This window comes from Aliinostoc maniaoense, assembly GCF_058172895.1.
This window is the reverse complement of the sequence record NZ_CP187952.1, coordinates 2,696,038-2,720,686: the sequence shown is the minus strand read 5'-3', so window position 1 is coordinate 2,720,686 and position 24,649 is coordinate 2,696,038. Positions and strand designations below refer to the sequence as shown.

Genomic DNA, 24,649 nt, shown 5'->3' with positions numbered 1-24,649 from the left:
CGCTATTATCTTATTTTTTACAAGTAGGATTTGTAAAAAGTTTATATTTAAAGTATTTTTTAAGTAAAAATACGATGAAATTATTAATCAAATGGCAACAGTCTGGGAATCCAAGGGTATACAAGCATGAACTAACGGCAATAATGGCCCTAGTTGTTCTTGTCCATTCACGGCTAAATCGCTATGGCACAAGTAAATTCTTTCAGATGCACGGGATAGCAAATCATGTAAAATCCGTTGTAATCTGGCTTCTTCTGCTAGTTTCTCATCTTCTGCTGTCCAAGGTTGCCCTAGTCTATCTTGCAAGAAAAACGGCGCACCAAACAAGGTAGCAGCCCCACCTTTTGCCCATAGGGGTGAACCTGTATCTAACCAAAAATGCCAACGGTGAAACCTTCTGCTAGCACGGTATTGGAAGATAGTTGCTAAGGTGATAGCCTGCTTGGTTTTGCCAAGAGAACGTAGAGGGTAGGGGTTGGCGGTAATTGTTCCCCGTCGTAGTAATTGAATGAACTCCTCAATCGGCTTTGTCGAGAGGCGATTGATCGGGTCTAGAGTCTGGGGTGTTGTTTGGTGTAACCTAGTATCAATCTCCCAGTAGTGTTGAGCAGTTTCTAGTAATTCTCGCAGTGCGGCTAGTTGTTCATAGGGAAGGTTACTACCATTCCACAAAAAACGTTGAATTGCCCTGTCTAAAAGGGAAATAGGGCTGGGAATTAAACGTAATTCTTGTTGCGATCGCTGTTGTTCTAACCACTGTAAAATCTCAGTATAAGCGGTAGTTGCCGCGTAACCAATCCGATCCCAACGCTCAAAGGCTGTGACTGGTAATAAGTTGGGATGTTCTGGATGGGGAACAAAGCAGTAATCTGCTATTAATCCTGCCCTGACTGGGTCAATTTTACATGGCAGTGTAGGGGATGGGGCAGAAATTTCTACGGGTTCTGGTTTTGTACTGAGGATGACTAACATCTCGGCCACAGCATCCCGGTCTACCAATCTGCCCAACCCAGGATAAACTAAGGCTAGCATGGTCAGTAATGCCCGAATCACAGGTGAACTGATGAGGGGACGTTGATCATTGAGTGATTCGACGGGGATATTTTGCTTAGTGAGGATCTCTATTAGGGTATAACGAGCGATCGCATCTAAACCAGGGGCAATGATAGCTACCTCTTGGGCTGCTACTTCTCCAGATTTAATTGCCTTGGCAATGACTTCTGCTGTTTGTCGCAACAACTGGGAACGAGAAGTCGTTTGGATGGACTGCACTACTGTGGGTAAATCTGATAATACCATCGGTGTAGTCAGTGATTCCACCATTGGCGCAGCTAGTCTATTGGCTAGAGAGTCAACCGCATATCCTCCTAAAGTTTCCACTTGACAACGTTTGGCTAAACCTGCCAAATAATCAGGATCTGCCCCTAACCCCAATCTTACACCCCCATCAGGATTGTAACTAAACGCACCTACTGCTCCCTGATCTAATAGCAACTCCAACAAATCACGCACCACACCAGGATATTCATCCACATCATCCGCCAAAACTGCTTGATAACGATTGGCTAAGTACTGTTGGTAATTCTCGTTAGTTAATAAATATTGACTATAGAGTTCGGTAATCATGCCATAGGTGAGTAATCCTCTCTCTAAACACCAATTACGCCAATCTAAGAGCAAATTTGCCATAAATTGTGGCTCTAGATTCGGGTTATTTTCTCCTAAACCTGTTTGCAAAATTTCTGCAATATCTTCGCAACGTGTGCCACTGTAAGCCGCTAATTGCATTAAATCTAAAATGCGCCTGACTAACCGGTACTCATTTACCCCCGCACGCCTTAATATGTCTTCATTTAACTCTGTTCTCCAGAGTTTAGTAGCTAGTTCTTGCTCCGTTTCTGGGCGCAATCTTACAGGAAATTGTGCTTTTAGATTCAACGATTGAATCAGTAAAGGCCAAAATAAGATTACATCATCTTGAAAAAAACCTAATGGAGTTCTGACACGAACTGGATACTTTCCTTGAGTATTAGTAACAATTTTATCACCTAATTCTCGGCGATTGTCATCATTAGCCCCTAAAACCAAAACTCCTGGTTTTGCCTGTTGCGTCAATAAAGATGAAGGCGTGTAAGTGCTTGCTTTTAATTTTGCTTTTTTAGTATAAAATAATTCATACATTTGTTGATCATTTTGTACCCAATTCCCGAATTGCTCCACTAATCGGCTAGTCTTACCACTACGGCTATTACCAACAACCCAAATAGAATCAAAACTCACCAACGGTCTCCTTAGCAGATTTATGATAATAATTTGCGTTAATTTAAAGTTAATAATCACTACATAATATATAGTCCTGCAACATCACCGACAATGAACAATTCTATTTTCAACCAAAAAATTTATCCCTTTTTACTGTCTGCTTATCGCTGGTATCTACAAACGCCAGAACGTTCTTTAGAAGAAGCTTATAAAGCAGCATTAAAAATTAAATCTATAGAAGATGAATATTTTCATGGTAATGCAATAGATTTCACTTCGTCTATTTATAGTAGTAGTGTAATGGATTATTTTGCATCTGACCTGAAGCAACAACTAAAATTAGTCAGGATGCGTCTCACAGAATTTCAATTTAGTCGGTGGGTTATCAATGAATCTAATCAAAAAGCTGCCCAAAAAACAGGCATAGAGTATCTGAATCCTACAGTTATTTTAGAAAAATTAAATTTTATTGATGATGTTACATCAAAATATACTAGCGCAACTCCAGATACTTTTTCTCCAGAATCTCCAATTATTTCCCATCAAATAAATCTCAATGATCAACCATCCTTAAGCAATACTCCAGGTATTATTAAATCTAAAAATAATGATTTAGTAGAACGCATCTATGCACCGACATCACCACCAGAAAATCGCAGAAAAAATACAGATGCAAGTCCCAAAAAACGCGCAAAAGCTGACTCAATGGGTATTTTACCCCGTTCTATCCTCAGTACTATTGGCCGTTTACAAATTGAATTAGACCCTAATGCTGAACAAGATGTTGTGCAGAATTTCCGGCAAGCACAACGGAGAACAATTATTTCCATTAGATTTATTTTACTACTTATTATCATACCTCTTCTCACCCATCAGTTATCAAAAGCATTAGTTGTAGGGCCAGTTGTTGATAATTTCAGAACTTCTGAAGCCGAGCAAATTTTCTTGAATGAAGAAATGGAAGAAGAAGCACTATTAACACTACAAAGATTTGAAGAAAAAATTAAATTTGAAAACTTAATTAGCAATGCACCTCCTCTTTCACCCGCCGAAGTAGAAATTCGGATGAAAGAAAAAGCGAGTGAGGTAGCCGAAGAGTTTCGTCGTGAAAGTGCTAATGCTATTAAAAATGTTTTTGCAGATATTTTCTCTGTGGCTGCCGTCATTTGGTTGCTCATCGTCAGCAAACCTTCTATTATGGTGCTAAAAGACTTTTTTGATAATGTTGTCTATGGTTTAAGTGACAGTGCTAAGGCATTTATTATTATTTTATTTACTGATATTTTCGTAGGCTTTCACTCTCCGCACGGCTGGGAAGTCATCTTAGAGGGTGTGACTCGTCACTGGGGTTTACCAGCAAACCGAGACTTCATTTTCTTATTTATTGCTACTTTTCCCGTAATTTTAGATACTATCTTTAAATATTGGATTTTCCGTTACCTCAATCGTATATCACCTTCCGCAGTCGCTACATACCGTAATATGAATGAGTAACGGTAACAGTAAAATAATTTAATTTGACGTGGGTTCAACGCCACCTAACCCAACTACTTCCCTACAAGTTGTTGTAGAGACGTTGTATACAACGCCTCTACTTTTCATGAAATTGGTATCAATTGATATTTGCTGTATTTGCCTTGCTCCGTGTTCCTTCCCTGTATCCTCAATTTGTAAATTCAATGCTTAACAGCTTATCCTATTGGAACTATTAACAATAATTTTGCGTCATTGTCTCTACATATTCATCCAGTACAACTCTGTGTGAAATAAGTGTCAGTAGTTAGATATTTTCTCTACTTTTTGACAATAAAGAGTAGAAATTGATAAATATCTAAATACCGACGAATATTTTATGCCTAATTTTTGACTAATTTGGCAATGATTTCAGAAATCTCATGCCTTGGGGTTGTATTAACTAGATAAAAACTCAGGAGTATGTAGTTAGTGTCAAACTGGGCGTATAAAATTTAAAATCCCCTCTACCGTGTAGGTTCGCGTAGCCTCCTCGGTGGCGGTAAACTCTCATCTTGCACCTCGGTTAAAAACCGGGTTTCTTGCAAATACCGCTTAAAACCTTAATCTTTTGTTCAGAAACTCGGGTTTTTAGGGCTTTTTAGGGGAGTGATACCAATTTGTAATTCGCAATACTCGCAAAGCGAGTTCGCGGAGCGTTCTCGGAGAGTAGCAAGCTACGTAATTCGTAATTCGTAATTCCCTACGGGTTTGCGTAGCGTTTTCGGAAAGTAGGCTAACGCCTAGGTAATTCTTAACGATGCTCCGCACTGTTACGAAGATAAATATTACTACTTTGAGTAAAGGAAAGTTTCACAGTGTTTAGTATTTTAATTGATGGTGATTTATTATTAGAAGCTTTAATGAATCGCACTGAGTTTACACCTGATGTTAGCAAATTATTAGACATGGGAAGTTCATCTATTCAAATGTATTTGACAAATGTAAGTTTGCAGAAAATTTATGCCTATGCTAGTTGTTTACAGAATGATCAGATTGCGGACACAGTAGCTGATTGGTTAGTAGAAAAGATTAAAATTTGTATTGTTGACCAAAGTATTATCCACACGGCACGTTTATTACCTTTGAAAGATTTTGAATCTGCTGTAGAGCTAGTCTGTCTTAAAGATTATCAATTGGATGCGATTATTACTAATCAGCCCGAAAATTTTCAAGGTGTAGTAAATAATTTCTATATTTGGTCTTTTAGGGATTTGTGGTTGCGTGTTAATCTAGAAACTCAGTTGCAGGTATCTCTTTAAAATGAGAGATATTTTATATTTAATCCACTATAACGCATTTAAATATAAATAAATTTAATAAATAAATTTAGTATAGAAATATTCAAGATTTAGGCTGAGTCAGTTGGAGAAACACTCACTGTAACTAGAACTTCTTGATACTGACGCACCCTGCCACCCTGTAAATTCAGGATAATTTATGTTGTGGTGTTCCCTGATTATTCCTATTATGTAAAATATTTTAACGAATATACAAAACTTTTTTAGTAATTTTATAGGCCTAGGTTTTCTTTAATGATAGGATCTACGACTATAGATAGATAAAAGTGCTGTAGCTGTGAAACAAAAGCCAAAACCAAGGATCGCTTTGCTGCGAGAGAAAGCAGGGCTAACTCAACTTGAACTGTCCCGTCTTGTCGGCGTGACTGAAAGCACTATTCAAAACTGGGAAAGTGGCCGAACTGGGACAGACCATATTGAAAGGATTATTAGGTTTTGTAAAGCTTTGAATTGTCAAGTAGAAGACCTAATAGACTATACGAATCAGTCAACAGATGAGTCTGTAGCCAAACCTACCTCATTAAATGACTTACATCAGCTTTTAGGCAATCATGAGCCAGTTGTAGTTAATCCTGCCGATACTGAGGTCAAGGAACAACCACAAGTAAAAAGCACCTGAAATCTATTGAGGGACTTCGATCTTATAGTTGGTGCGTGACGCTATAAGTCTTATTGCTACGTTCAAATACTTTGGCAGCGTCACACAACCTACATCAATGAAAGGTTAATCAACAGTTTTACTCTAAATGTGGGTTTTGGGTTTGTTGCCATAGTTGGTCAACACTCACAAATTGATAACCTGCTTGTAGCAGGCGAGGTATGACAATTCGGATGGTTGCGGCTACATCTTGTCCACCACAAGCACCATCATGTAAAACAATCAATGAGCCATTTTTAACTTGCTTCATGACTCGGTGTACTACTTTATGTACTCCTGGTCTAACCCAATCTTCTGGGACAACACTCCACATTACGGGACGGTATTCCCATTGGGAGAATAACTTGAGGGTTTTAGGTGTAAATAAACCATTGGGGGGTCTGACATCGCGGACTTTTACAGGTGGGATGTCGCAAGCATGATAAATAGCGGCTTGGGTTTTTTCTAAACTTTCTTTGAGGTCTGTTGGTGAGAGGGCAGCAAAAGAGCGATGATCGTAACCATGTAACCCTATCCAGTGTCCGCGATCGCTAACTGCTTTGGCAATTGCTGGTGAACGGTTGACACAAGCACCTAACCAAAAAAAGCTAGCGGGGATTTTGTAGCGGTCTAAAACTGCTAGTACTTCGGGAGTGTATTGGGGATGAGGGCCATCATCAAAGGTGAGGGCAATTGTTTTAGTCTCAACACTACCATGCCACAGACAATTAGGAAAAGTCGGTTGCAGAATCCGGTAAACTATGGGGAATATAGGAGCAAATTCCATTACTCAAGTCGCTCCGCTCCAATTCAAAATTACGTCTAATGTCAATTCAAATCTTGCGAATACCTAGATATTTGTAGGGGTGGGTTCACCGAGATCATAAGTTAATCATGAAAGATGTTTGTTAACCCGCCCCTACTATTTATTGGATAGACGGTTTTCCTAATTCACATCAGGGGTATAGGTTATTTGGAAATATCTACGACTGATTTCTCTTGAGTTAAGTTGTTGATTTTATCTAAACTTGGTCGTCTTTTTCCTACGAGATCACAAAATAGGTCTTCGTAATGCTCAATTGCTTGCTCAAAAGAGAATTTCTCTAAAGCAAAATTTCTACCTTTATATCCTAACGTAGCTGCTAGTTCAGAATCATTGTATAACTCTAGCACTGCTGCGGCTAATGCTTGGGGTGACTCTGGCTCTACAATGATACCCCCACCACTCTCGCCAATGACTTTGGCGGCTGTGCCTGTGTCTGGTACTGAACCCACTATAGGACGGCCAGAGGCTAACAATAGTGGAATCTTAGAAGGCATATTAAAAGAAATTACATTACTTTTCTGCACAATCAACCCTACATCAGCAGTTGCTAACATTTCGGGTAATTGTTCTCTAGGTTGCAAGGGTAGGAGTAGAACGTTATCTGCACCACAAGCTAGACAGTGTTGTTGTAATCTAGCCAAGGCGGTTGATTCGCCTACAATCACAAAGCTAATATCTGGAATATGACGCAAATAAGCGGCGGCGGCGATGACGGTTTCTAAACCTTGTGTGAGGGCAATGTTACCAGAGTACATCACCACAAATTTACCATCTAGTTGGTGAGTAGTTCTCCAAGGGTTATTCTTATCTAGGGGACGAATGAAGTTAACATTGACCCAATTGGGAATACAAACCATCTTTTGGGGTTTGACTCCCTTATTCACTAAATTTTCTAAGAAGCCATCGGAGATGACGCTAATTCTCGTAGAATGGCGGTAAGCAAATTTCTCTATGGCTTCACATACCCGAATCATTAACTTATTGGTCATCAGACCAACACGAATTGCGGCTTCTGGTAAGATGTCTTGTACATTTAGCACTACAGGGCATTTATACAAACGACCGAGTAAGATAGCTGGTAATGAAACTAATAGGGGCGGTACTGTGAGGAGAATGACATCAGGTCGTTTACCATTAAAAGCTTGCGGCAAACTGCTAAATATAAAACTTAATTCTAAAAGCAACCGATCTATAAGGTTGGGTTTTGATTTTATTCTTAAATAACTACGCTGAATAGTGACACCATTCTTTTTTTCTGTAATGTACCACTTACCCCTGTATCCTTCGTAAATTTGCCGTTGGGGATAATTAGGCATTCCTGTAATTACCCGCACTTGATGACCTTTGGCTACTAAACCTTCTGCTAGTTCAGTGATGAGAGGCGCAATACCAATCGGTTCTGGATAGTAGTTGTAAGAATAAATCAGAATTTGCATGAGCTGTAGATGAATTTTCTAGGTCAGCCTGAAAAAAATATGCAGTCTTGTCCTGCACTAAGAAAGCATACCTTTCCCTTTTGGCTGTTAACTGTTAACAGTCAATAGTTAAGAGCCTTCATTAATGACTCAGTAATTTCAAGGCTTAATAGCTTACCTGCTGTTTCAGAGGATGCACATACAAGTAAAAATATCAATCCCTGTTAATAACTTGAAAATGATGAGTTTTATCTTGACATCTTATGAAGTCATCAAAACCATAGATTTTTCAGTGTGTTGATATCGTTGCTTTATATCATCAGTCCGCCCTCACAGGAAATTGTAGCTTTATATTCACTATTTCTGAGGGTTTTTACGGTCTATTCATGAAATCTTTAAACTTTTGGGCAAATTTTCACGTAAATATTAAAAGTTTTAGGCTGTTAGATATGAATTGTGTTGCGCTGACACCTGACACCCACTCAGCCACACCCAGCCTAAACAGAGAACTTTGTCATCTACTGAAATTGATTGATAGGCATTTCCTGTTGCCTTTTGAGAGTTCGTAGCTTGGCATAGTCTACGGCAGTGTTGAGGCAAGGTACACTGTTGGAATTGACCAAGAAAGTTAAGCTACGCAACGTTAAAAACACAAGTCCTATGGCGGCATTTTTATTAGAAGTTGGTACAGAAGAACTACCTGCAAGCTTTTTGAGTGGTGCTACTGCACAGTGGCGATCGCTTATTCCTGAGAGTTTAGCAGCTCATAGCCTCAATAGTGAATCTGTGGCAGTTTACGGTACACCCCGACGGTTGGCGGTACTCATTACAGGCTTACCATCCCAGCAACCAGATAGGGAAGAAGAAATTAAAGGCCCACCCGCCCAAGCAGCATTTAAAGATGGTAAACCCACAGCAGCCGCCCTAGGCTTTGCCAAAAAGCAAGGTGTGGCAATAGAGGCGTTAGAAGTTCGCCCCACGGAGAAAGGGGATTTTATCTTTGTCCAAAAAAGTATTCCTGGTCGTCCTGTGGCGGATATATTAACAGAACTTGTTCCCGAATGGATTAATAAATTAGAGGGTAAGCGGTTGATGCGTTGGGGGGATGGGGATATGAGATTTTCTCGTCCCATTCGCTGGCTAGTGAGTTTATTAGATGAGACAGTGCTGCCCATTGAATTAGAAAATGGTGCAATTACAATTAAAAGCGATCGCATTTCGTATGGTCATCGAGTTTTACACCCCGCACCAGTCACCATTGACAACGCTCTAGCCTACGTTAAAACTCTGCATGATGCTTACGTAGTTGTAGACCCCCAAGAACGCACCAACTTAATTCAACAACAAGTACAAGCAGCAGTAGAAAAATTAAACGGTAGTACCCAAATGTACCCCGACTTATTGGAGGAGGTGACGAACTTAGTAGAATGGCCTTCCGCAGTGGTGGGTAAATTTGAACCGGAATTTTTAGCCTTACCTACAGAAGTAATTACCACGGTGATGGTGAGTCACCAGCGTTATTTCCCTGTATTTCAACTAGGTAGTACAACGGAACTGCAAGCTTATTTTATTACCGTCAGTAATGGCGACCCCAATAAAGCCGAGATTATCGCTGTGGGGAATGAGCGGGTAATTAGAGCTAGGTTAGCAGATGGACAGTTTTTCTATAAATCTGATTTATCCAAAGCTTTGGAAGATTATTTACCCCAACTAGAAACCGTCACCTTTCAAGAAGATTTGGGGTCTTTACGTGCCAAAGTAGACCGCATAGTTAATATTGCCGGACAAATTGCTACACAACTGCAATTAAATGCCAGCGATCGCCAAAACATCCAAAGAGGGGCATTATTATGTAAAGCCGACTTAGTAACCCAAATGGTGTTTGAGTTCCCAGAGTTACAGGGAATTATGGGACAAAAATATGCGATCGCTAGCCAAGAATCAACCGCAGTTGCTACGGCGATTTTTGAACATTATTTACCACGGGGGGCAGATGACATCCTACCCCAAACCCTCACCGGTCAGGTAGTCGGTATAGCCGATAGACTCGATACCTTAGTCAGTATCTTTGGTTTAGGCTTAATTCCCAGTGGTTCGTCTGACCCCTTTGCTTTGCGCCGTGCTGCTAACGCTGTAGTGAATATTACCTGGGCAGCAAATTTACAAATTAATTTAGCCAGCCTGTTAGAGCAAGTCGCCGCTAATTTCTGCCAGCAATATCATAAAGACTTAGCCACATTAAACACAGCCTTACAAGACTTTTTCTTACAACGGGTGCGTACCCTGCTGCAAGAAGAAAAACAAATTGACTATGATTTAGTCAATGCTGTCTTGGGTGAAAATGACCCAGAGTATACAGATAGGGCATTACAGGATTTATTAGACGTGCGCGATCGCAGTTTATATCTGCAACAAATCCGCCAGGACGGTACACTAGATAAAATCTACGAAACCGTCAACCGTTCCACCAGACTAGCCGCCCAAGGCGATTTAGACACCAAACAACTAGACCCCAGTACCGTAGTTAATCCCCAACTATTCCAAAAGTCTTCCGAGTCAGCCTTTTACGAAGCTTTAGTCAAATTAGTACCCCAAACCCAAGCCGCACAACAATCACGCAATTATCAACTGTTAGTAGCGGGATTAGTAGAAATTGCACCCACAGTTAGCAATTTCTTTGACGGTGCAGATAGCGTCTTAGTGATTGACCCTAACCCAGATATTAAACGCAATAGGTTGAATTTACTGGGATTATTGCGAAATCATGCCCGTGTGTTAGCTGACTTTGGGGCAATTGTAAAAAATCTGTAGTTTAAAGCAACAAAAGATGGTGTTAATTTTTGCCAATTAGCGATAACATAATGAGTGCTTAACCAGGGAACTCTGCCACAGTCTATGTCCAAAGCTCATGTCATTGGATTAGGAAAGTCCGGTATTGCTGCGGCGAGATTGTTGAAACGGGAAGGTTGGGAGGTGATGCTCACTGACCGCAACACCTCCGAAATCCTTCTCTATCAGCAACAAGCACTTGCCGAGGAACAAATTACAGTTAAATTGGGGGTTTCACTAGAATTAGATCCTGCTGATTTACCCGATTTAATTGTTGTTAGTCCTGGTGTGCCTTGGGACATAACAGCGTTAGTCCAAGCGCGTGAACTGGGCATAGAAACAATCGGCGAAATGGAATTAGCTTGGCGACATCTCCATCAACTTCCTTGGGTGGGAATCACCGGCACTAACGGTAAAACTACCACCACCGCTTTAATTGCAGCCATCTTTCAAGCGGCGGGATTTGATGCCCCAGCCTGCGGCAATATCGGCTACGCTGCTTGTGAAGTAGCGTTAGCAGAGAAAGCCCCAGATTGGGTAATTGGGGAAATGAGCAGTTATCAAATCGAATCTTCCGTTGCTCTCGCGCCTCACATTAGTGTCTGGACAACTTTCACCCCAGATCATTTAGCACGCCATAAAACCCTAGAAAATTATTACAATATTAAAGCCAAGTTGTTACGCCAGTCGCAATTGCAAGTTTTTAATGGCGATGATGCTTACCTCAACAAAGTAGGTTTGAGTCACTGGCCGGATGCTTACTGGACAAGTGTCAAAGGTAAAGAATTTTTGCTTGGGGAAAAAGGCTTTTATATTGAGGATGGTTGGGTAGTCGAGCAGTTACAAGCCGATGCTACACCCCAAAGAATTATTGAAGCCTCAGCTTTGCGGATGGTAGGAGGGCATAACCAACAAAATCTGCTGATGTCTGTAGCTGTAGCCAGATTAGCAGGAATTGCGCCAGAGGCGATAGATAACGCCGTGCGACAATTCCCCGGCGTTCCCCACCGCTTAGAGCATATCTGCACTTGGGAAGGCATTGATTTTATTAACGACAGCAAAGCCACTAACTACGATGCGGCGGAAGTGGGACTAGCATCTGTGAGTAGTCCAGTAGTGTTAATTGCTGGTGGTGAAGCCAAACCAGGGGATGATAAGGCATGGTTAGCTAGTATACAAGCTAAAGCAGCGGCTGTGTTGTTAATTGGTGCAGCTGCCCCAGCCTTTGCTCAACTTCTGCAAGAGATAGGCTATAGCAATTATGAAATTGTTGAAACAATGGAAAATGCTATACCCAGAAGTGGAGAGTTGGCGAAACAACATCAAGCGTCTGTAGTATTACTATCTCCCGCCTGCGCTAGCTTTGACCAATATCCTAATTTTGAAGTGCGGGGCGATCGCTTTCGACAATTGTGTTTACAATACTTCAAATGAAGCGGGAGTCATTACTAGAATTAGTTAATCTTTTGCTTCCTTTAGCATTAATTTTCGGGTTAGTGCTAATTTTAAATATCAATGTCGGACAAGTTGAAACACCAGCAGATTCTCAAATTCCTTTAGAATCATGGCTAAAGCTAATTGTTAGCTACTTAGCCGCAACAGCAGAAATTGCCGCCGCTTTAGTAATTGGACTAGCGGTAATTCGTGGTATTGTGCTTTATTTACGGCAAATATTTTCTCGCTCCAGACAACATATTGATTCTACTGAATTAATACGTCTGAAATTAGGCAGGTCATTAACATTAGGATTAGAATTTACTGTTGCTAGTGATATTTTAAGGACGGCAGTTGCACCTACACGCCAAGACATCTTAAATTTGGGGGCAATTGTGTTATTAAGAACTCTCTTGAACTACTTCTTAGAACGTGAGATTAAGCAAGTAGAACAAACTCGTTTTACTAGTAGAGAAAATATTCATAATTCCCATCAATTTGATGAACATCAAACAGGAGCAGAATGAATCAATCAATTTTGGATTTTAGATTGACTTTCTAGCTTGAAAATGGGCATGGGGCATGGGGCATAGGGCATGGGGCATGGGGCATGAGATTTTCCCCCTGCTCCCCTGCTCCCCTGCCCCCTTGTCTCCCTTGTCTCCCTTGTCTCCCTTGTCTCCCTTGTCTCCCTTGTCTCCCTTGTCTCCCTTGTCTCCCTTGTCTTCCTCGTCTCCCTTGTCTCCCCTGCCCCCTGCTGTCTATGTGTAGCTTTATTTTGGAGAATTGCTATTAGATATTTTTGGATATGGGAGTCCCTAAATACCTAAGTAACGTCTATTTAACCTAATTAGTCTTAACCAGCGTAACCAAATTTGTGCAGGTTTTTCAAAAAAGGTAAAGATATCGCCAAAACCTAGATTAGTTTTTTGGTGATGTAACCAATGTCTTTCAGGAGTAGTGATAAACAGAATTTGGCACAAAAAATTGATGGGTTTTGGAGTTTGCCAACCTAAGACACTAATATGTCTCCACCACACATGAAATTGACCCAATAACAAGCCTAAAATTACACCAATGGGAGAAAAGCTCCACAGAAATACAGCTACCAATAGATATGGTAAAGCTCCCAAAATACCATCTAAAAGCACCTGAATATTCCATGTCAAAATTGCATAATGGCGAAAATCTTTCTTCCATGAGTGGTGCGTTTTCAAGTGGAGGCTACCAAAAACGTGTTCTGGTACATGATAAACAAATGTTGATAAAAAATCACCAAAAAATAATAACAGCCAGGCAATAGCGATAGCCTCAAGCATTTCTACTCCTCGATTTCAGTAAGCAAACACCACAAAACAATACCTTGCTCAATGCAGAGACTGATTTACAATAATTCATCTGCATTGTGTAGCAATCTTATTTCGATTTATGAAGATGTTGAATCCATGAGGTTTCTTGTCTCTCACAAATAACTTAAAATTGCTATAGCTGAATTTAGCTCAACACAAAAGTAATTGAGAAAGTTGTATTCTTATGAATCTACAATCCTCAATGTAGAGAATATTAACTTTTGCGAGCTTGGAATCTGACATTTGACTTGGATTTGATGAAGTTGATACATCTAAAAACGGATAGACTTACCGTAATATGTTATGGTTACTTCCCAATCTTCTGATGAAGCGATACACTATAAGCAAAGAATGAGTTAAAAATAGTACAAATTTAGGTTAAGGTTTTTTAGATATTCTCTAATTAAACTTTAAGGACTAAAGTCCTTACTACAAACTTTTTATCACATATAACATATTGACACTTATGATAAATTTTAGTCAGTACAAAGCTATAACTTTTGATTGCTATGGCACGCTCATTGACTGGGAAACGGGAATATTAACGGCATTTCAACCAATTGTCATTAATCACCATCTCAATTTAGATGAAGATACAATTCTCCAATATTTCGCTGAATTTGAATCAGAGTTAGAACAGGGAGAATATATTAACTATCGAGAAGTTTTGAAGGGAGTAGTGCAGAAGTTTGGTGAAAAGTTTGCTTTTAACCCCACAGAAACAGAAATAAATGCACTGGCTAACTCAATTCAATATTGGCAACCTTTTGCTGATACAGTTGCAGCTTTGAAATTGCTCAAGCAAAGGTTTCATTTAGTAATTATTTCTAATATAGATGACGATTTATTTGCTTTCTCTGCTAATAAATTAGAGGTTGCATTTGATGATATCATCACAGCACAACAGCTAAAATCCTATAAACCATCTTTGAATAATTTCAGACAAGCCATCGAAAAAATTGGTTTACCCCAAAAGGAAATATTGCATATTGCTGCTAGTGTGTATCATGATATTATTCCAGCTAAATCATTAGGATTATCAACAGTTTGGGTGAATAGGAGAGCCGGAAAACAAGGTTCTGGTGCTACTCTGCCATCTACAGGTAAACCTGATTTAGAAGTTCCAGATTTACAGAGTCTGCTTGGTTATTTGTGAAATTGATGTTGATATTTAGATGGTTGTGTTAAATAAGTAATGAGTAATGAGTAATGAGTAATGAGTAATGAGTAATGAGTAATAAGTAATGAGTTTTGAGTAAATTCTATGACTTATAAGTAATAAGTAATATAGCGTTTCCTAATCTGCTGAGGTACAAATCTCTGCGTACCTCTGCGCTTTACTTTGCGTTCCTCTGCGTTTCAAAATATTATCTGTACCTCACTTAACTGGAAATCGCTATAACTTATAGCTTATAACTTATTACTTAAAGACAGTCACGCACCAATCATCTATTGTGACACTTGCGTAATTAAAAAAATAGATAAGCCCAGATTATAAATCTGTGCTTATCTGTGTTGGCAATTTGCCAAATATACAGATGACGGGTTGCACTAACATTTACCAATTTTCAGCAGCATCCTTTTTGTAAGGCTCACCCGTAAAAGGTTGTACGCCAGTATTAGGATAAGCATCATCGGTAGGGCCAAAGATCCGCATTACGGCTTCAGAAATATACTGAGTAATGCTAGCAATTATTCTGGAAATAGCCATAATATTTAGACTCCTTTTTGAGCCAATCTATCTTGGTGTCTCTACTTTAATCCTGATTAATTCTTCTAGATTGTGTTCTCAATATATTGACAATATATGCAACAGTTTTTTAGTTAGCTTTGCAATACTTCACTTGATTTACAAGTTATTAATTTCTATGTCTATCTTAATCAAAAATCGCGGGTTATTGCCATCAGCTATCTTTTTTTGTTTGGTGTTGACTGCTAATAGTTCACCAAGCAAACTTGGCGGTGTTTGTAGTCAGGGCTTTAGCCCTCAAATCAAGGACTAAAGTCCTTACTACTAGCTTAGTTAACAGCCTATCACCTGAGATAGAAAAATTTTGCAATCCTATATTTCTCCAAAAGGTTTCTTGATATTCATGGGCTTATTTATCAATTTTTGATGAAATTAACCATTAAGGAAAGTTAATTAATAGTTTAAGAAAACATTGCAAGCCATATAAATACTACATTTCCGTCAACTTACAAACTCATACTTTTTGTGCTTGACATTATTTATGGTAAATTCTACCATAATGAAAAGCACCATTCGTGTAAGGAAACTCTGGTATGACACCTTTCCCAGTCTGGGATAAGCACCAGAAACCAAAATTAGATATCTCTGCGGCGGACTACAGCCTGTTGACAGACCTTTACCAGTTAACAATGACAGCTTGTTACACGGGGGAAGGTGTGGAACAACGGCGGGCTAGCTTTGAGTTATTCGTGAGGCGATCGCCTGAAGGTTTTGGTTATTTAATTGCGATGGGCTTGGCGCAAGCATTGGAATATTTAGAAAATCTGCGTTTTAGCCCTGAACAGATAGCCGCCTTACAAGCCACAGGGATTTTTGCCCAAGCAGGCGATCGCTTTTGGTCATTGCTGGCAGAAGGACGATTTACTGGGGATGTGTGGGCAGTACCAGAAGGGACAGCTGTCTTTGCTAACGAGCCATTATTAAGGGTAGAAGCTCCCCTATGGCAAGCGCAATTAGTCGAAACCTATCTATTAAATACCCTCAACTACCAAACCCTGATAGCTACCAAAGCCGCACGGCTGCGGGATATTGCAGGAAATAACGCCAGATTGCTGGAATTTGGTACAAGAAGGGCATTTAGTCCCCAAGCCTCATTGTGGGCAGCACGGGCAGCATTAGCCGGGGGTTTAGACTCTACTTCCAATGTGTTAGCCGCATTACAACTAGGGGAGCAACCTAGTGGTACGATGGCTCATGCCTTAGTTATGGCATTGTCAGCTATGGAAGGAAGTGAAGCACAAGCCTTTACCGCATTTCATCGTTATTTTCCCGGTGCGCCATTATTAATTGATACTTATGATACCGTGGCGGCGGCGCAACACTTAGCAGAAAAAGTCAATGCCGGAGAGATGGAATTAACAGGGGTAAGGCTAGACTCTGGAGACTTGGTAAATTTATCACAACAAGTGCGATCGCTCCTGCCCGGTGTGACAATTTTTGGTAGCGGCGACTTAGACGAGTGGGAAATCGCCAGACTCAAAGCCGCCGGAGCAGAAATAGATGGCTACGGACTAGGAACGAAATTAGTTACAGGTACACCAGTCAACGGAGTTTATAAACTCGTAGAAATTGACGGTATCCCCGTCATGAAAAAATCCACTGGTAAAACCACATATCCAGGACGCAAACAAGTTTTTCGGTCATTTACAGGCAGCCAAATCAAAGCCGACAGATTGGGATTAGCAACAGACACTCCCCTCTCTACAGAAAAACCCTTATTGCAATTAGTAATGAAAGAGGGTGAAAGACTGCAACCACCAGAAACCTTAGCCGCAATTCGCCAACGTACAGCCGCTTCCGTAGCAAGTTTACCAGAAAAAACCAGACAACTAGAGCATCCTATTGCCTTAAATGTGGAAATTTCACCCACGTTGGCAGAGTTGACTAAGGGTGTGGGGGTGTAGGGGTGTAGGGGTGTAGGGGTGTAGGGGTGTAGGGGTGTAGGGGTGTAGGGGGCAAGGTAGACAAGGTAGACAAGGTAGACAAGGTAGACAAGGTAGACAAAGAAGATTTTACCCAATGCCCAATTCCCAATGCCCCATGCCCAATTCCCAATTCCCCATGCCCGATGCCCGATGCCCGATGCCCGATGCCCGATGCCCAATTCCCAATTCCCAATTCTTATGAAAAAAATCGCTTTATTTGGTACTAGTGCCGATCCCCCAACCGCAGGACATCAAAAGATTCTGCGGTGGTTGTCTGAACGTTATGATTGGGTGGCGGTTTGGGCTGCTGATAATCCTTTTAAATCTCATCAAACACTGTTAGCGCATCGGGCGGCGATGCTGCGGTTGTTGATTACAGATATAGAAGCACCCAAACAAAATATTGCTTTAGAACAGGAATTGAGTAGCTTTAGAACCTTGGAAACATTGTATAAAGCTAAACTGCGGTGGGGTGAGGATACTGACTACACCTTAGTAATTGGTTCAGATTTACTGCATCAGTTACCACGCTGGTATCGAATTGAAGAATTATTACAGCAAGTGCAATTGTTGATTGTGCCACGACCGGGATATGAGATAGATCAGTCTAGCTTAGAAGCCGTGGAAGCACTGGGAGGAAAAATTGCGATCGCCAGTTTAACTGGTTTAGATGTCTCCTCCACAGCCTATCGTGAACATGGAAACACTGAAGCCCTTATTCCCCCTATCGCTGCTTATATTAATCAACAGCATTTGTACAAATGCCCGGACGCAACCACAAAAAAATTTCAACTCCGCTAAATCAACAACCTTTGGCTGATTTCAAAGTAGGTGTTGATAATGTAATTTTTTCTGTAGATACTGTACAGAATCGCCTCTTAGTTCTCTTAGTCATGCGACAGCAAGAACCATTTTTAAATCAATGGAGTCTTCCTGGTACTTTAGTACGTCAAGGAGAGTCTTTAGAAGATGCTGCTTATCGCATTATGGCGGAGAAAATTAAGGTAAATAATCTTTATTTAGAACAGTTGTATACCTTTGGCGGCCCAGAGCGTGACCCCAGAGAAGAAACTGGTAGTTATGGCGTGCGTTATTTATCAGTAAGTTATTTTGCCCTGGTGAGATTTGAAGAAGCAGAATTAATTGCTGATGGTGTTACTGGTATTGCTTGGTATCCAGTCAAGCAAGTGCCAAAATTAGCTTTTGATCATAATGAAATTTTGGCTTATGGACATAGAAGGTTACGCAATAAATTAGAGTACAGTCCCGTAGCTTTTGACGTATTACCAGAAATGTTTACTTTAAATGATTTATATCAGTTATACACCACAGTTTTAGGCGATAACTTCTCTGATTATTCTAATTTTCGAGCGCGTCTCCTCAAGTTAGGATTTTTATCTGATACAGGCATCAAAGTATCACGGGGCGCAGGTCGTCCCGCCAGTTTATATAAATTTGATGCCGCAGCATTTGCACCCTTCAAAGATAAACCCTTGGTGTTTATTTAAGGGGGTGTAGGGGCAAATAAATTCAAAATTCAAAATTCAAAATTCAAAATTCAAAATTCAAAATTAAAGAATTTTTGATTTTTGACTCTTTTCTGCCCCATGCCCCATGCCCAATCCCCTAATAACTAAACTATGAAAATTGCGATCGCTCAACTTAATCCTATAATTGGTGACTTGTCTGGTAATGCTCAAAAAATTCTGGAGATGGCACAGCAGGCTGTTAAACAAGGGGCGCGACTGTTGTTAACTCCTGAACTTTCTTTATGTGGTTATCCTCCTAGAGATTTATTATTAAATCCTAGTTTTGTGGACGCTATGAATATGACTTTACAGCAATTAGCTAGGGATTTACCTAGTAATTTAGCTGTGTTAGTTGGGACAGTCCAACAAAATTTACAAGCCCATATTACAGGCGGTAAAACTTTATATAACAGTATTGTTTTATTAGAAAACGGGAATATAAAACAATTTTTTTATAAACGATTATTACCAACTTATGATGTATTTGATGAAAATCGTTATTTTGAACCTGGACTGCAAGCTAACTATTTCACCCTAGATAATATTGATATTGGCGTAACAATTTGCGAAGATTTATGGAACGATGAGGAATTTTGGGGCAAACGCAATTATGCTGCTAATCCCATCGCTGATTTATCAATTTTGGGTGTAGATTTAATTGTCAATTTATCTGCGTCTCCCTACACCGTGGGTAAACAACGCAGTCGGGAGGAAATGCTCAAACATAGTGCGGTGCGTTTCCAGCAACCGATAATTTATACTAACCAAGTCGGCGGTAACGACGATTTAATTTTTGATGGTTGTAGCTTTGCTGTCAATCGTCAAGGTGAAGTGATATGTCGCGCCAGTGGTTTTGTTAGCGATTTAGTTACAGTAGAATTTGATACAGATAAACGAGATTTACAATTAAGTGCTGTTGTGCCAGCATACACCTCAGAAGAGGAAGAAATTTGGCACGCCTTAGTTTTGGGAGTGCGGGATTATGCCCAAAAATGCCGTTTTTCTAAGGTAATATTGGGGTTAAGTGGCGGGATAGATTCCTCATTAGTAGCAGCGATCGCTACCGCAGCTTTAGGTCAAGAAAATGTCCTCGGTGTACTGATGCCTTCCCCCTACAGTTCCCCACATTCCATCAGCGACGCTTTAGCATTAGCGAAAAATTTGGGGATACAAACCCAAACCATACCGATAGGGGAATTAATGCAGAGTTTTGACAACAGCTTGGCTGATTTGTTTGCAGGTACAGAGTTTGGTATTGCTGAGGAAAATATTCAATCCCGGATTCGCGGTAATTTATTAATGGCGATCGCTAATAAATTTGGCTATCTTTTATTATCCACCGGCAATAAATCCGAAATGGCAGTTGGTTACTGCACCCTCTACGGTGACATGAATGGCGGGTTAGCAGTCATTGCAGACGTTCCCAAAACCCGTGTTTATTCACTCTGCAACTGGCTAAACCACAACAGTGAAATCATCCCCCAAAACGTCATCACCAAAGCACCAAGCGCAGAACTCAAACCCGGACAAGTTGACCAAGATTCCCTACCACCCTACGAAATTTTAGATGATATTTTGCAACGCCTGATTAATGAACACCAATCAGTACCCCAAATCGTCGCCGCCGGACATGATTCTACAGTTGTCGAAAGAATCATCCAAATGTTAGCACGAGCAGAATTTAAACGCCGACAAGCACCCCCAGGACTAAAAATCACCGACCGCGCCTTTGGCACAGGTTGGCGAATGCCAATTGCGAGTAACTGGAGTGCCATTAAAAACACCTATCAACCGAAAGCCGTCTCAACTTCTACTGTTTAGTCCATTTCAAAAGGGAACAGGGAACAGAGAATAGGGAACAGGGCAGGATTTAGACCTCGCCCAAAACACTCGTCTTTAAATACGGGGCTTCATACCCTCTGGTTTTTGGGACAGGAGAGAACGAGCTAATCAATACTTGAAGTTGCAATCCTCACTGTTGCCTGTTGCTTCAACCCTATTCCGTACCCCGAAGGGGTTGGTGAATTGATTTAACTATTTTTTGGTTTACGTAAATGCTGGGAATTAATAGGGCCGAGAACTTGGTTGAGGCTGCGGAGTTGTTCGGCTGTACCCATACAAATGAGGGTATCTCCTGGCATTAAAATTGTGTCCCCAGTGGGGCCTCCAATGAGATTACCATCAAGACGGCGAATCGCTAGAACTAACGCGCCAGTTTGCGATCGCAGTTTGGCTTTTTGCAAGGTTTGCCCCACAAACGGACAAAACGCCGGGTCAAGTAAAAATTCTTCCATGTAAAGTTGGCGGTCTGCACCTGTCAAAATCCCATCTACAAAGTCTAAAATCTGTGGTCTGAGGGCGGCAGCTGCCATTCTCTTGCCCCCAGTTATATATGGTGAAATTACTGCATCTGCACCACCACGTTGTAATTTTTGTAACGCTTCCTCTGTACTTGCCCGTGCGATCGCTCTAATTCTCGGATTCAAAGTTTTGGCAGATAACACAGTATATAAATTTTCGGCATCGGAAGGGAGAGCAGCAACTATACAAATAGCTCGCTCAATTCCCACTTTCAGCAAGGAATCATCGAGAGTAGCGTCCCCTTGATAAGCTATGTAACCCTCATTTTGCGCTCTTTCTATAGATTCCGGTTCAGAATCAATCACCACAAACTGCACACCTTCGGCGCGGAACTCCTTAGCGATTTGTCGCCCAGTCCGACTAAATCCACAAATGATGTAATGTCCAAAAAGAGATTCCATTAACCGCCTCTGTTGTCGTAGTCGAATCCCCTGTTGAAAGTAGCCTTGAATAATCGCTTCTGTAAATCTGTTGACAATGTAACCGATATTGACCACACCCAACAAAATCAAGGCAATGGTAAACAAGCGGCCACGGCTACCTAAAGGATGTGTTTCACTAAATCCGACAGTAGCTAAGGTAATCACAGTCATGTAAGCGGCATCTTCCCATGACCACCCCTCTACAAATTTGTACCACAAAGTGCCAAGCAAGAACACACCGCCAAGTGCGATCGTTCCAGCCATTAACTCTTTTTGAATCCGTCGGTACTTTTGCTCAAGAGTTGAATACAAAGTTATATTTCACCACTGTTCATGCTTTGAGCATATATAATGTTAGACCCAAGTGGATCAGAGGCAGGGGGCAGAGGGGCAGGGAGCAGAGGGGAAAATTAAGTTCCCGTGCCGTTCCCCGTCCCCTGTTCCCCTACTGTGTACACACATCTTTGTGCTGAGTGCAAAATGTGACTTGCTCCCCCCTAGCCCCCCTTAAAAAAGGGGGGAACAAGAATCAAAGTCCCCCTTTTTAAGGGGAGCCACTGCGTTGGGCGGCTTTGCCGACTTGAAGCAAGTGGCGTGGATTTAGGGGGATCAGATAACTTGTGTGTACACCCTAGCCCCTGTTCCCCCGACTTAAGGTTAGTGATTTTTCTTACCCTGCTTTCATATCGTAAATCCAAAGCAATTTTGCAGAATTTCTAGGAAACTAGTAAGTAAGTTTACAATGAAAAATTTTTAGGAGGAGAGGTAGTGAGCCTACAAACTCTACTTGAGCAAGGCACAAACCCCCCAGACTCAGGTGTTGCTGCATCTAACCCCTTTAGTACAGACAGCTTTGACTCAGCTGTGATGTCTACCTATGCCCGGTTTCCCATTGCCCTAGAACGGGGTGCAGGATGCAGGGTTTGGGATACCCAGGGCAAAGAATATCTAGATTTTGTTGCCGGGATTGCTACTTGCACCCTCGGACACGCCCACCCCGCCATGATAGAAGCGGTAACACGGCAAATTCAAAAGCTGCATCATGTTTCTAATTTGTACTATATTCCCGAACAAGGGGAATTAGCCCAATGGATTATTCAACATTCTTGCGCCGATCGCGTATTTTTTTGCAACTCTGGTGCAGAAGCCAACGAAGCTGCCATTAAATTGGCGCGTAAATATGCCCATACAGTTTTAGAAATTGACAAGCCTATTATCTTAACAGCTAACGCCAGCTTCCACGGTCGGACTTTGGCAACCATTACCGCCACAGGACAACCGAAGTATCAAAAATACTTTGATCCTCTCGTACCGGGATTTCATTACGTCCCCTATAACGATATCAGTGCTGTTGAAAGTGCAGTAACTGAGTTAGACGAGGGTGATTATCGCGTTGCGGCTATTTTGATCGAACCGTTACAAGGGGAAGGGGGAGTACGTCCCGGAGATGTAGAATACTTCCAAAAACTGCGGCAAATCTGCGATGAAATTGGCATTTTGTTGATGTTCGACGAAGTGCAAGTGGGGATGGGACGCAGTGGTAAACTCTGGGGTTATGAACATCTGGGAGTTGAACCGGATATTTTCACCAGTGCCAAAGGTTTGGGTGGTGGTATTCCGATTGGCGCAATGATGAGTAAAAAATTCTGTGATGTGTTCCAACCAGGAGAACACGCCAGCACCTTTGGCGGTAATCCTTTTGTGTGTGGGGTGGCGTTAAGCGTATGCCAAACCTTGGAAAGAGAAAATCTGTTACAGAATGTCGAGGAGCGAGGCGAACAATTACGGACTGGATTAAGAGCGATCGCTGCTAAATATCCCCATCATATAACCGAAGTGCGCGGTTGGGGTTTAATTAACGGCATGGAATTATCAGCAGATATCCAGTTAACTGCACCGGAAGTTGTCAAAGCTGCCATGAGCGAAGGCTTATTACTCGTACCAGCCGGGCCTAAAGTGGTGCGCTTTGTGCCGCCATTAATTGTCAGTGAGGCAGAAATTAATACCGCCTTGCAAGCTGTAGAGAAAGCCTTAGCAACAGTTACAGCGTAATCAGGGTGTAGGGTGCGTTCAAGCAACGCGTAACGCACCAACATTATACGGTGCGTTACGGCTAGATATCATTTGGTAAAACCCTCAAATCCTGACATAGCCGTAACACACCCTACTCAAAACTCATTACTCATTACTCAAAACTCATTACTCAAAACTCATTACTCAAAACTCATTACTCATTACTCATTACTCATTACTCAAAACTCATTACTCATTACTCATTACTCAAAACTCATTACTCAAAACTCAAAACTCATTACTCAAAACTCATTACTCAAAACTCATTACTCATTACTCATTACTCATTACTCATTACTTATCTTTAGATTCCATTTTTCGATAATTGCTCCCCAGACATGGCTTTCAGCTTGGAAGTAAATGATTCGGAGCGATCGCTTTTAGCCGGGGTAAACTGGCCAATTGGGGGACGATTGACAGTTACGGATAAATTATTTGTCTTTTGACTCAATGTTTCTACAGTCCCTAGCCGGGGTTGAACATCGCTGGTAGCTGCACCTACCCTAGAAGCAGCTAAAAGTTTCGGTGCTGGTTGTGTTGCTTGTTGAGTGATAGCTTCTGGCTCTCTAATCTTCATCAGTTGAATTGAATGGCTGGGCTGGCTATCGTCCTCACCATTGTCCACTGGGGGGGATGCCACTAAGACTGGCTCAAGCTCCTTTGGTTGGGTATTGAAATTTAAAGCCATAGTAGTAGCAGCCGTTAACGTGCTGGGAAATTGGCTACAAATCAGGCGTTCAAATTCCATATTGAAATGATAGATCACCTGTCCTCGCCGTAACCAAAACGCCAAAATTTGCTGTACGGAAATGCCTTTATAACGTCCTTGATATAGGGCTTCAATCACTGCCAAATGTAGCCAATCTGCTGGGTATTGTTTGCGCCAACGATGAACTAACTCACTAGCACTGTAGCCACTGAGGTCAAAACTATAGTGAATTAATAGGGCGATCGCCAAATTAGCACAAGTGATTGGTAATGATTGTGACATGAGAAATTTTGGCTGGTGGCAAGAGGTGGAGAT

Annotated in this window: 19 protein-coding genes; 12 read left to right on the top strand and 7 right to left on the bottom strand. The window is 41.2% G+C overall.

Annotated elements, in window-relative coordinates; translation table 11 throughout:
* Positions 1 to 87: 87 nt before the first annotated feature.
* Positions 88 to 2,280 (bottom strand): recombinase family protein, encoded by a 2,193-nt coding sequence (locus tag ACPZ3T_RS11980; RefSeq protein ID WP_490276512.1) that lies wholly within the window; start codon positions 2,278 to 2,280, stop codon positions 88 to 90.
* A gap of 93 nt (positions 2,281 to 2,373) precedes the next feature.
* Here ACPZ3T_RS11980 and ACPZ3T_RS11975 point away from each other — a divergent pair, with 93 nt between their 5' ends.
* From ACPZ3T_RS11975 to ACPZ3T_RS11965, 3 genes are all read left to right on the top strand, one after another.
* On the top strand, positions 2,374 to 3,756 hold the full coding sequence (locus ACPZ3T_RS11975) for a proton extrusion protein PcxA (RefSeq protein WP_490276510.1): 1,383 nt from the start codon (positions 2,374 to 2,376) through the stop codon (positions 3,754 to 3,756).
* Positions 3,757 to 4,592: 836 nt separating this feature from the next.
* Positions 4,593 to 5,036 (top strand): PIN domain-containing protein, encoded by a 444-nt coding sequence (locus ACPZ3T_RS11970; RefSeq protein WP_490276508.1) that lies wholly within the window; start codon positions 4,593 to 4,595, stop codon positions 5,034 to 5,036.
* Positions 5,037 to 5,352: 316 nt separating this feature from the next.
* Positions 5,353 to 5,694 (top strand): helix-turn-helix transcriptional regulator, encoded by a 342-nt coding sequence (locus tag ACPZ3T_RS11965; RefSeq protein WP_490276506.1) that lies wholly within the window; start codon positions 5,353 to 5,355, stop codon positions 5,692 to 5,694.
* Positions 5,695 to 5,812: 118 nt separating this feature from the next.
* On the opposite strand, the gene ACPZ3T_RS11960 is transcribed toward ACPZ3T_RS11965, so the two are convergent.
* Together ACPZ3T_RS11960 and ACPZ3T_RS11955 are read right to left on the bottom strand one after the other, a co-directional pair.
* Complete coding sequence (locus ACPZ3T_RS11960) at positions 5,813 to 6,499, bottom strand: polysaccharide deacetylase family protein (RefSeq protein WP_490276504.1); 687 nt, start codon at positions 6,497 to 6,499, stop codon at positions 5,813 to 5,815.
* Between the two features lie 182 nt (positions 6,500 to 6,681).
* Complete coding sequence (locus ACPZ3T_RS11955; RefSeq protein WP_490276502.1) at positions 6,682 to 7,974, bottom strand: glycosyltransferase family 4 protein; 1,293 nt, start codon at positions 7,972 to 7,974, stop codon at positions 6,682 to 6,684.
* Positions 7,975 to 8,613: 639 nt separating this feature from the next.
* Here ACPZ3T_RS11955 and glyS point away from each other — a divergent pair.
* The 3 genes from glyS (at position 8,614) to ACPZ3T_RS11940 (ending at position 12,743) form a co-directional block, all read left to right on the top strand.
* On the top strand, positions 8,614 to 10,764 hold the full coding sequence (gene glyS / locus ACPZ3T_RS11950) for a glycine--tRNA ligase subunit beta (RefSeq protein WP_490276500.1): 2,151 nt from the start codon (positions 8,614 to 8,616) through the stop codon (positions 10,762 to 10,764).
* Between the two features lie 84 nt (positions 10,765 to 10,848).
* Entirely contained in the window at positions 10,849 to 12,216 is a 1,368-nt protein-coding gene (murD, locus tag ACPZ3T_RS11945; RefSeq protein ID WP_490276498.1) for a UDP-N-acetylmuramoyl-L-alanine--D-glutamate ligase, read from the top strand.
* Positions 12,213 to 12,743, top strand: coding sequence for a DUF1622 domain-containing protein (locus ACPZ3T_RS11940; RefSeq protein ID WP_490276496.1), 531 nt, complete (start codon positions 12,213 to 12,215; stop codon positions 12,741 to 12,743). The genes murD and ACPZ3T_RS11940 overlap by 4 nt, the downstream gene beginning before the upstream one ends.
* Before the next feature lie 291 nt (positions 12,744 to 13,034).
* Here ACPZ3T_RS11940 and ACPZ3T_RS11935 read toward each other — a convergent pair whose 3' ends face one another.
* Positions 13,035 to 13,535, bottom strand: coding sequence for a sterol desaturase family protein (locus ACPZ3T_RS11935; RefSeq protein ID WP_490276494.1), 501 nt, complete (start codon positions 13,533 to 13,535; stop codon positions 13,035 to 13,037).
* 496 nt (positions 13,536 to 14,031) lie between these two features.
* On the opposite strand from ACPZ3T_RS11935, the gene ACPZ3T_RS11930 reads away from it, so the two are divergent.
* Positions 14,032 to 14,721 (top strand): haloacid dehalogenase type II, encoded by a 690-nt coding sequence (locus tag ACPZ3T_RS11930; protein WP_490276492.1) that lies wholly within the window; start codon positions 14,032 to 14,034, stop codon positions 14,719 to 14,721.
* Between the two features lie 402 nt (positions 14,722 to 15,123).
* Here ACPZ3T_RS11930 and ACPZ3T_RS11925 read toward each other — a convergent pair whose 3' ends face one another.
* The gene (locus tag ACPZ3T_RS11925; protein WP_490276490.1) at positions 15,124 to 15,276 is read right to left on the bottom strand and encodes a hypothetical protein; all 153 of its coding nucleotides are present in this window, start codon (positions 15,274 to 15,276) and stop codon (positions 15,124 to 15,126) included.
* Positions 15,277 to 15,848: 572 nt separating this feature from the next.
* On the opposite strand from ACPZ3T_RS11925, the gene ACPZ3T_RS11920 reads away from it, so the two are divergent.
* The 4 genes from ACPZ3T_RS11920 to ACPZ3T_RS11905 all read left to right on the top strand — a co-directional run bounded on the left by ACPZ3T_RS11920 (position 15,849) and on the right by ACPZ3T_RS11905 (position 20,590).
* Positions 15,849 to 17,219, top strand: coding sequence for a nicotinate phosphoribosyltransferase (locus tag ACPZ3T_RS11920; RefSeq protein WP_490276488.1), 1,371 nt, complete (start codon positions 15,849 to 15,851; stop codon positions 17,217 to 17,219).
* Positions 17,220 to 17,438: 219 nt separating this feature from the next.
* Positions 17,439 to 18,041 (top strand): nicotinate-nucleotide adenylyltransferase, encoded by a 603-nt coding sequence (locus ACPZ3T_RS11915; RefSeq protein ID WP_490277204.1) that lies wholly within the window; start codon positions 17,439 to 17,441, stop codon positions 18,039 to 18,041.
* Positions 18,002 to 18,748, top strand: coding sequence for an NUDIX hydrolase (locus ACPZ3T_RS11910; RefSeq protein WP_490276486.1), 747 nt, complete (start codon positions 18,002 to 18,004; stop codon positions 18,746 to 18,748). The genes ACPZ3T_RS11915 and ACPZ3T_RS11910 overlap by 40 nt, the downstream gene beginning before the upstream one ends.
* Positions 18,749 to 18,880: 132 nt before the next feature.
* Entirely contained in the window at positions 18,881 to 20,590 is a 1,710-nt protein-coding gene (locus ACPZ3T_RS11905; RefSeq protein WP_490276484.1) for an NAD+ synthase, read from the top strand.
* Positions 20,591 to 20,799: 209 nt separating this feature from the next.
* On the opposite strand, the gene ACPZ3T_RS11900 is transcribed toward ACPZ3T_RS11905, so the two are convergent.
* Entirely contained in the window at positions 20,800 to 21,864 is a 1,065-nt protein-coding gene (locus tag ACPZ3T_RS11900; RefSeq protein ID WP_490276482.1) for a potassium channel family protein, read from the bottom strand.
* Between the two features lie 456 nt (positions 21,865 to 22,320).
* Here ACPZ3T_RS11900 and ACPZ3T_RS11895 point away from each other — a divergent pair, with 456 nt between their 5' ends.
* Entirely contained in the window at positions 22,321 to 23,604 is a 1,284-nt protein-coding gene (locus ACPZ3T_RS11895) for an aspartate aminotransferase family protein (protein ID WP_490276480.1), read from the top strand.
* A gap of 325 nt (positions 23,605 to 23,929) precedes the next feature.
* Here ACPZ3T_RS11895 and ACPZ3T_RS11890 read toward each other — a convergent pair whose 3' ends face one another.
* Positions 23,930 to 24,616: a hypothetical protein gene (locus ACPZ3T_RS11890; RefSeq protein WP_490276478.1), complete on the bottom strand. Its 687-nt coding sequence runs from the start codon at positions 24,614 to 24,616 to the stop codon at positions 23,930 to 23,932.
* Positions 24,617 to 24,649 lie beyond the last annotated feature (33 nt).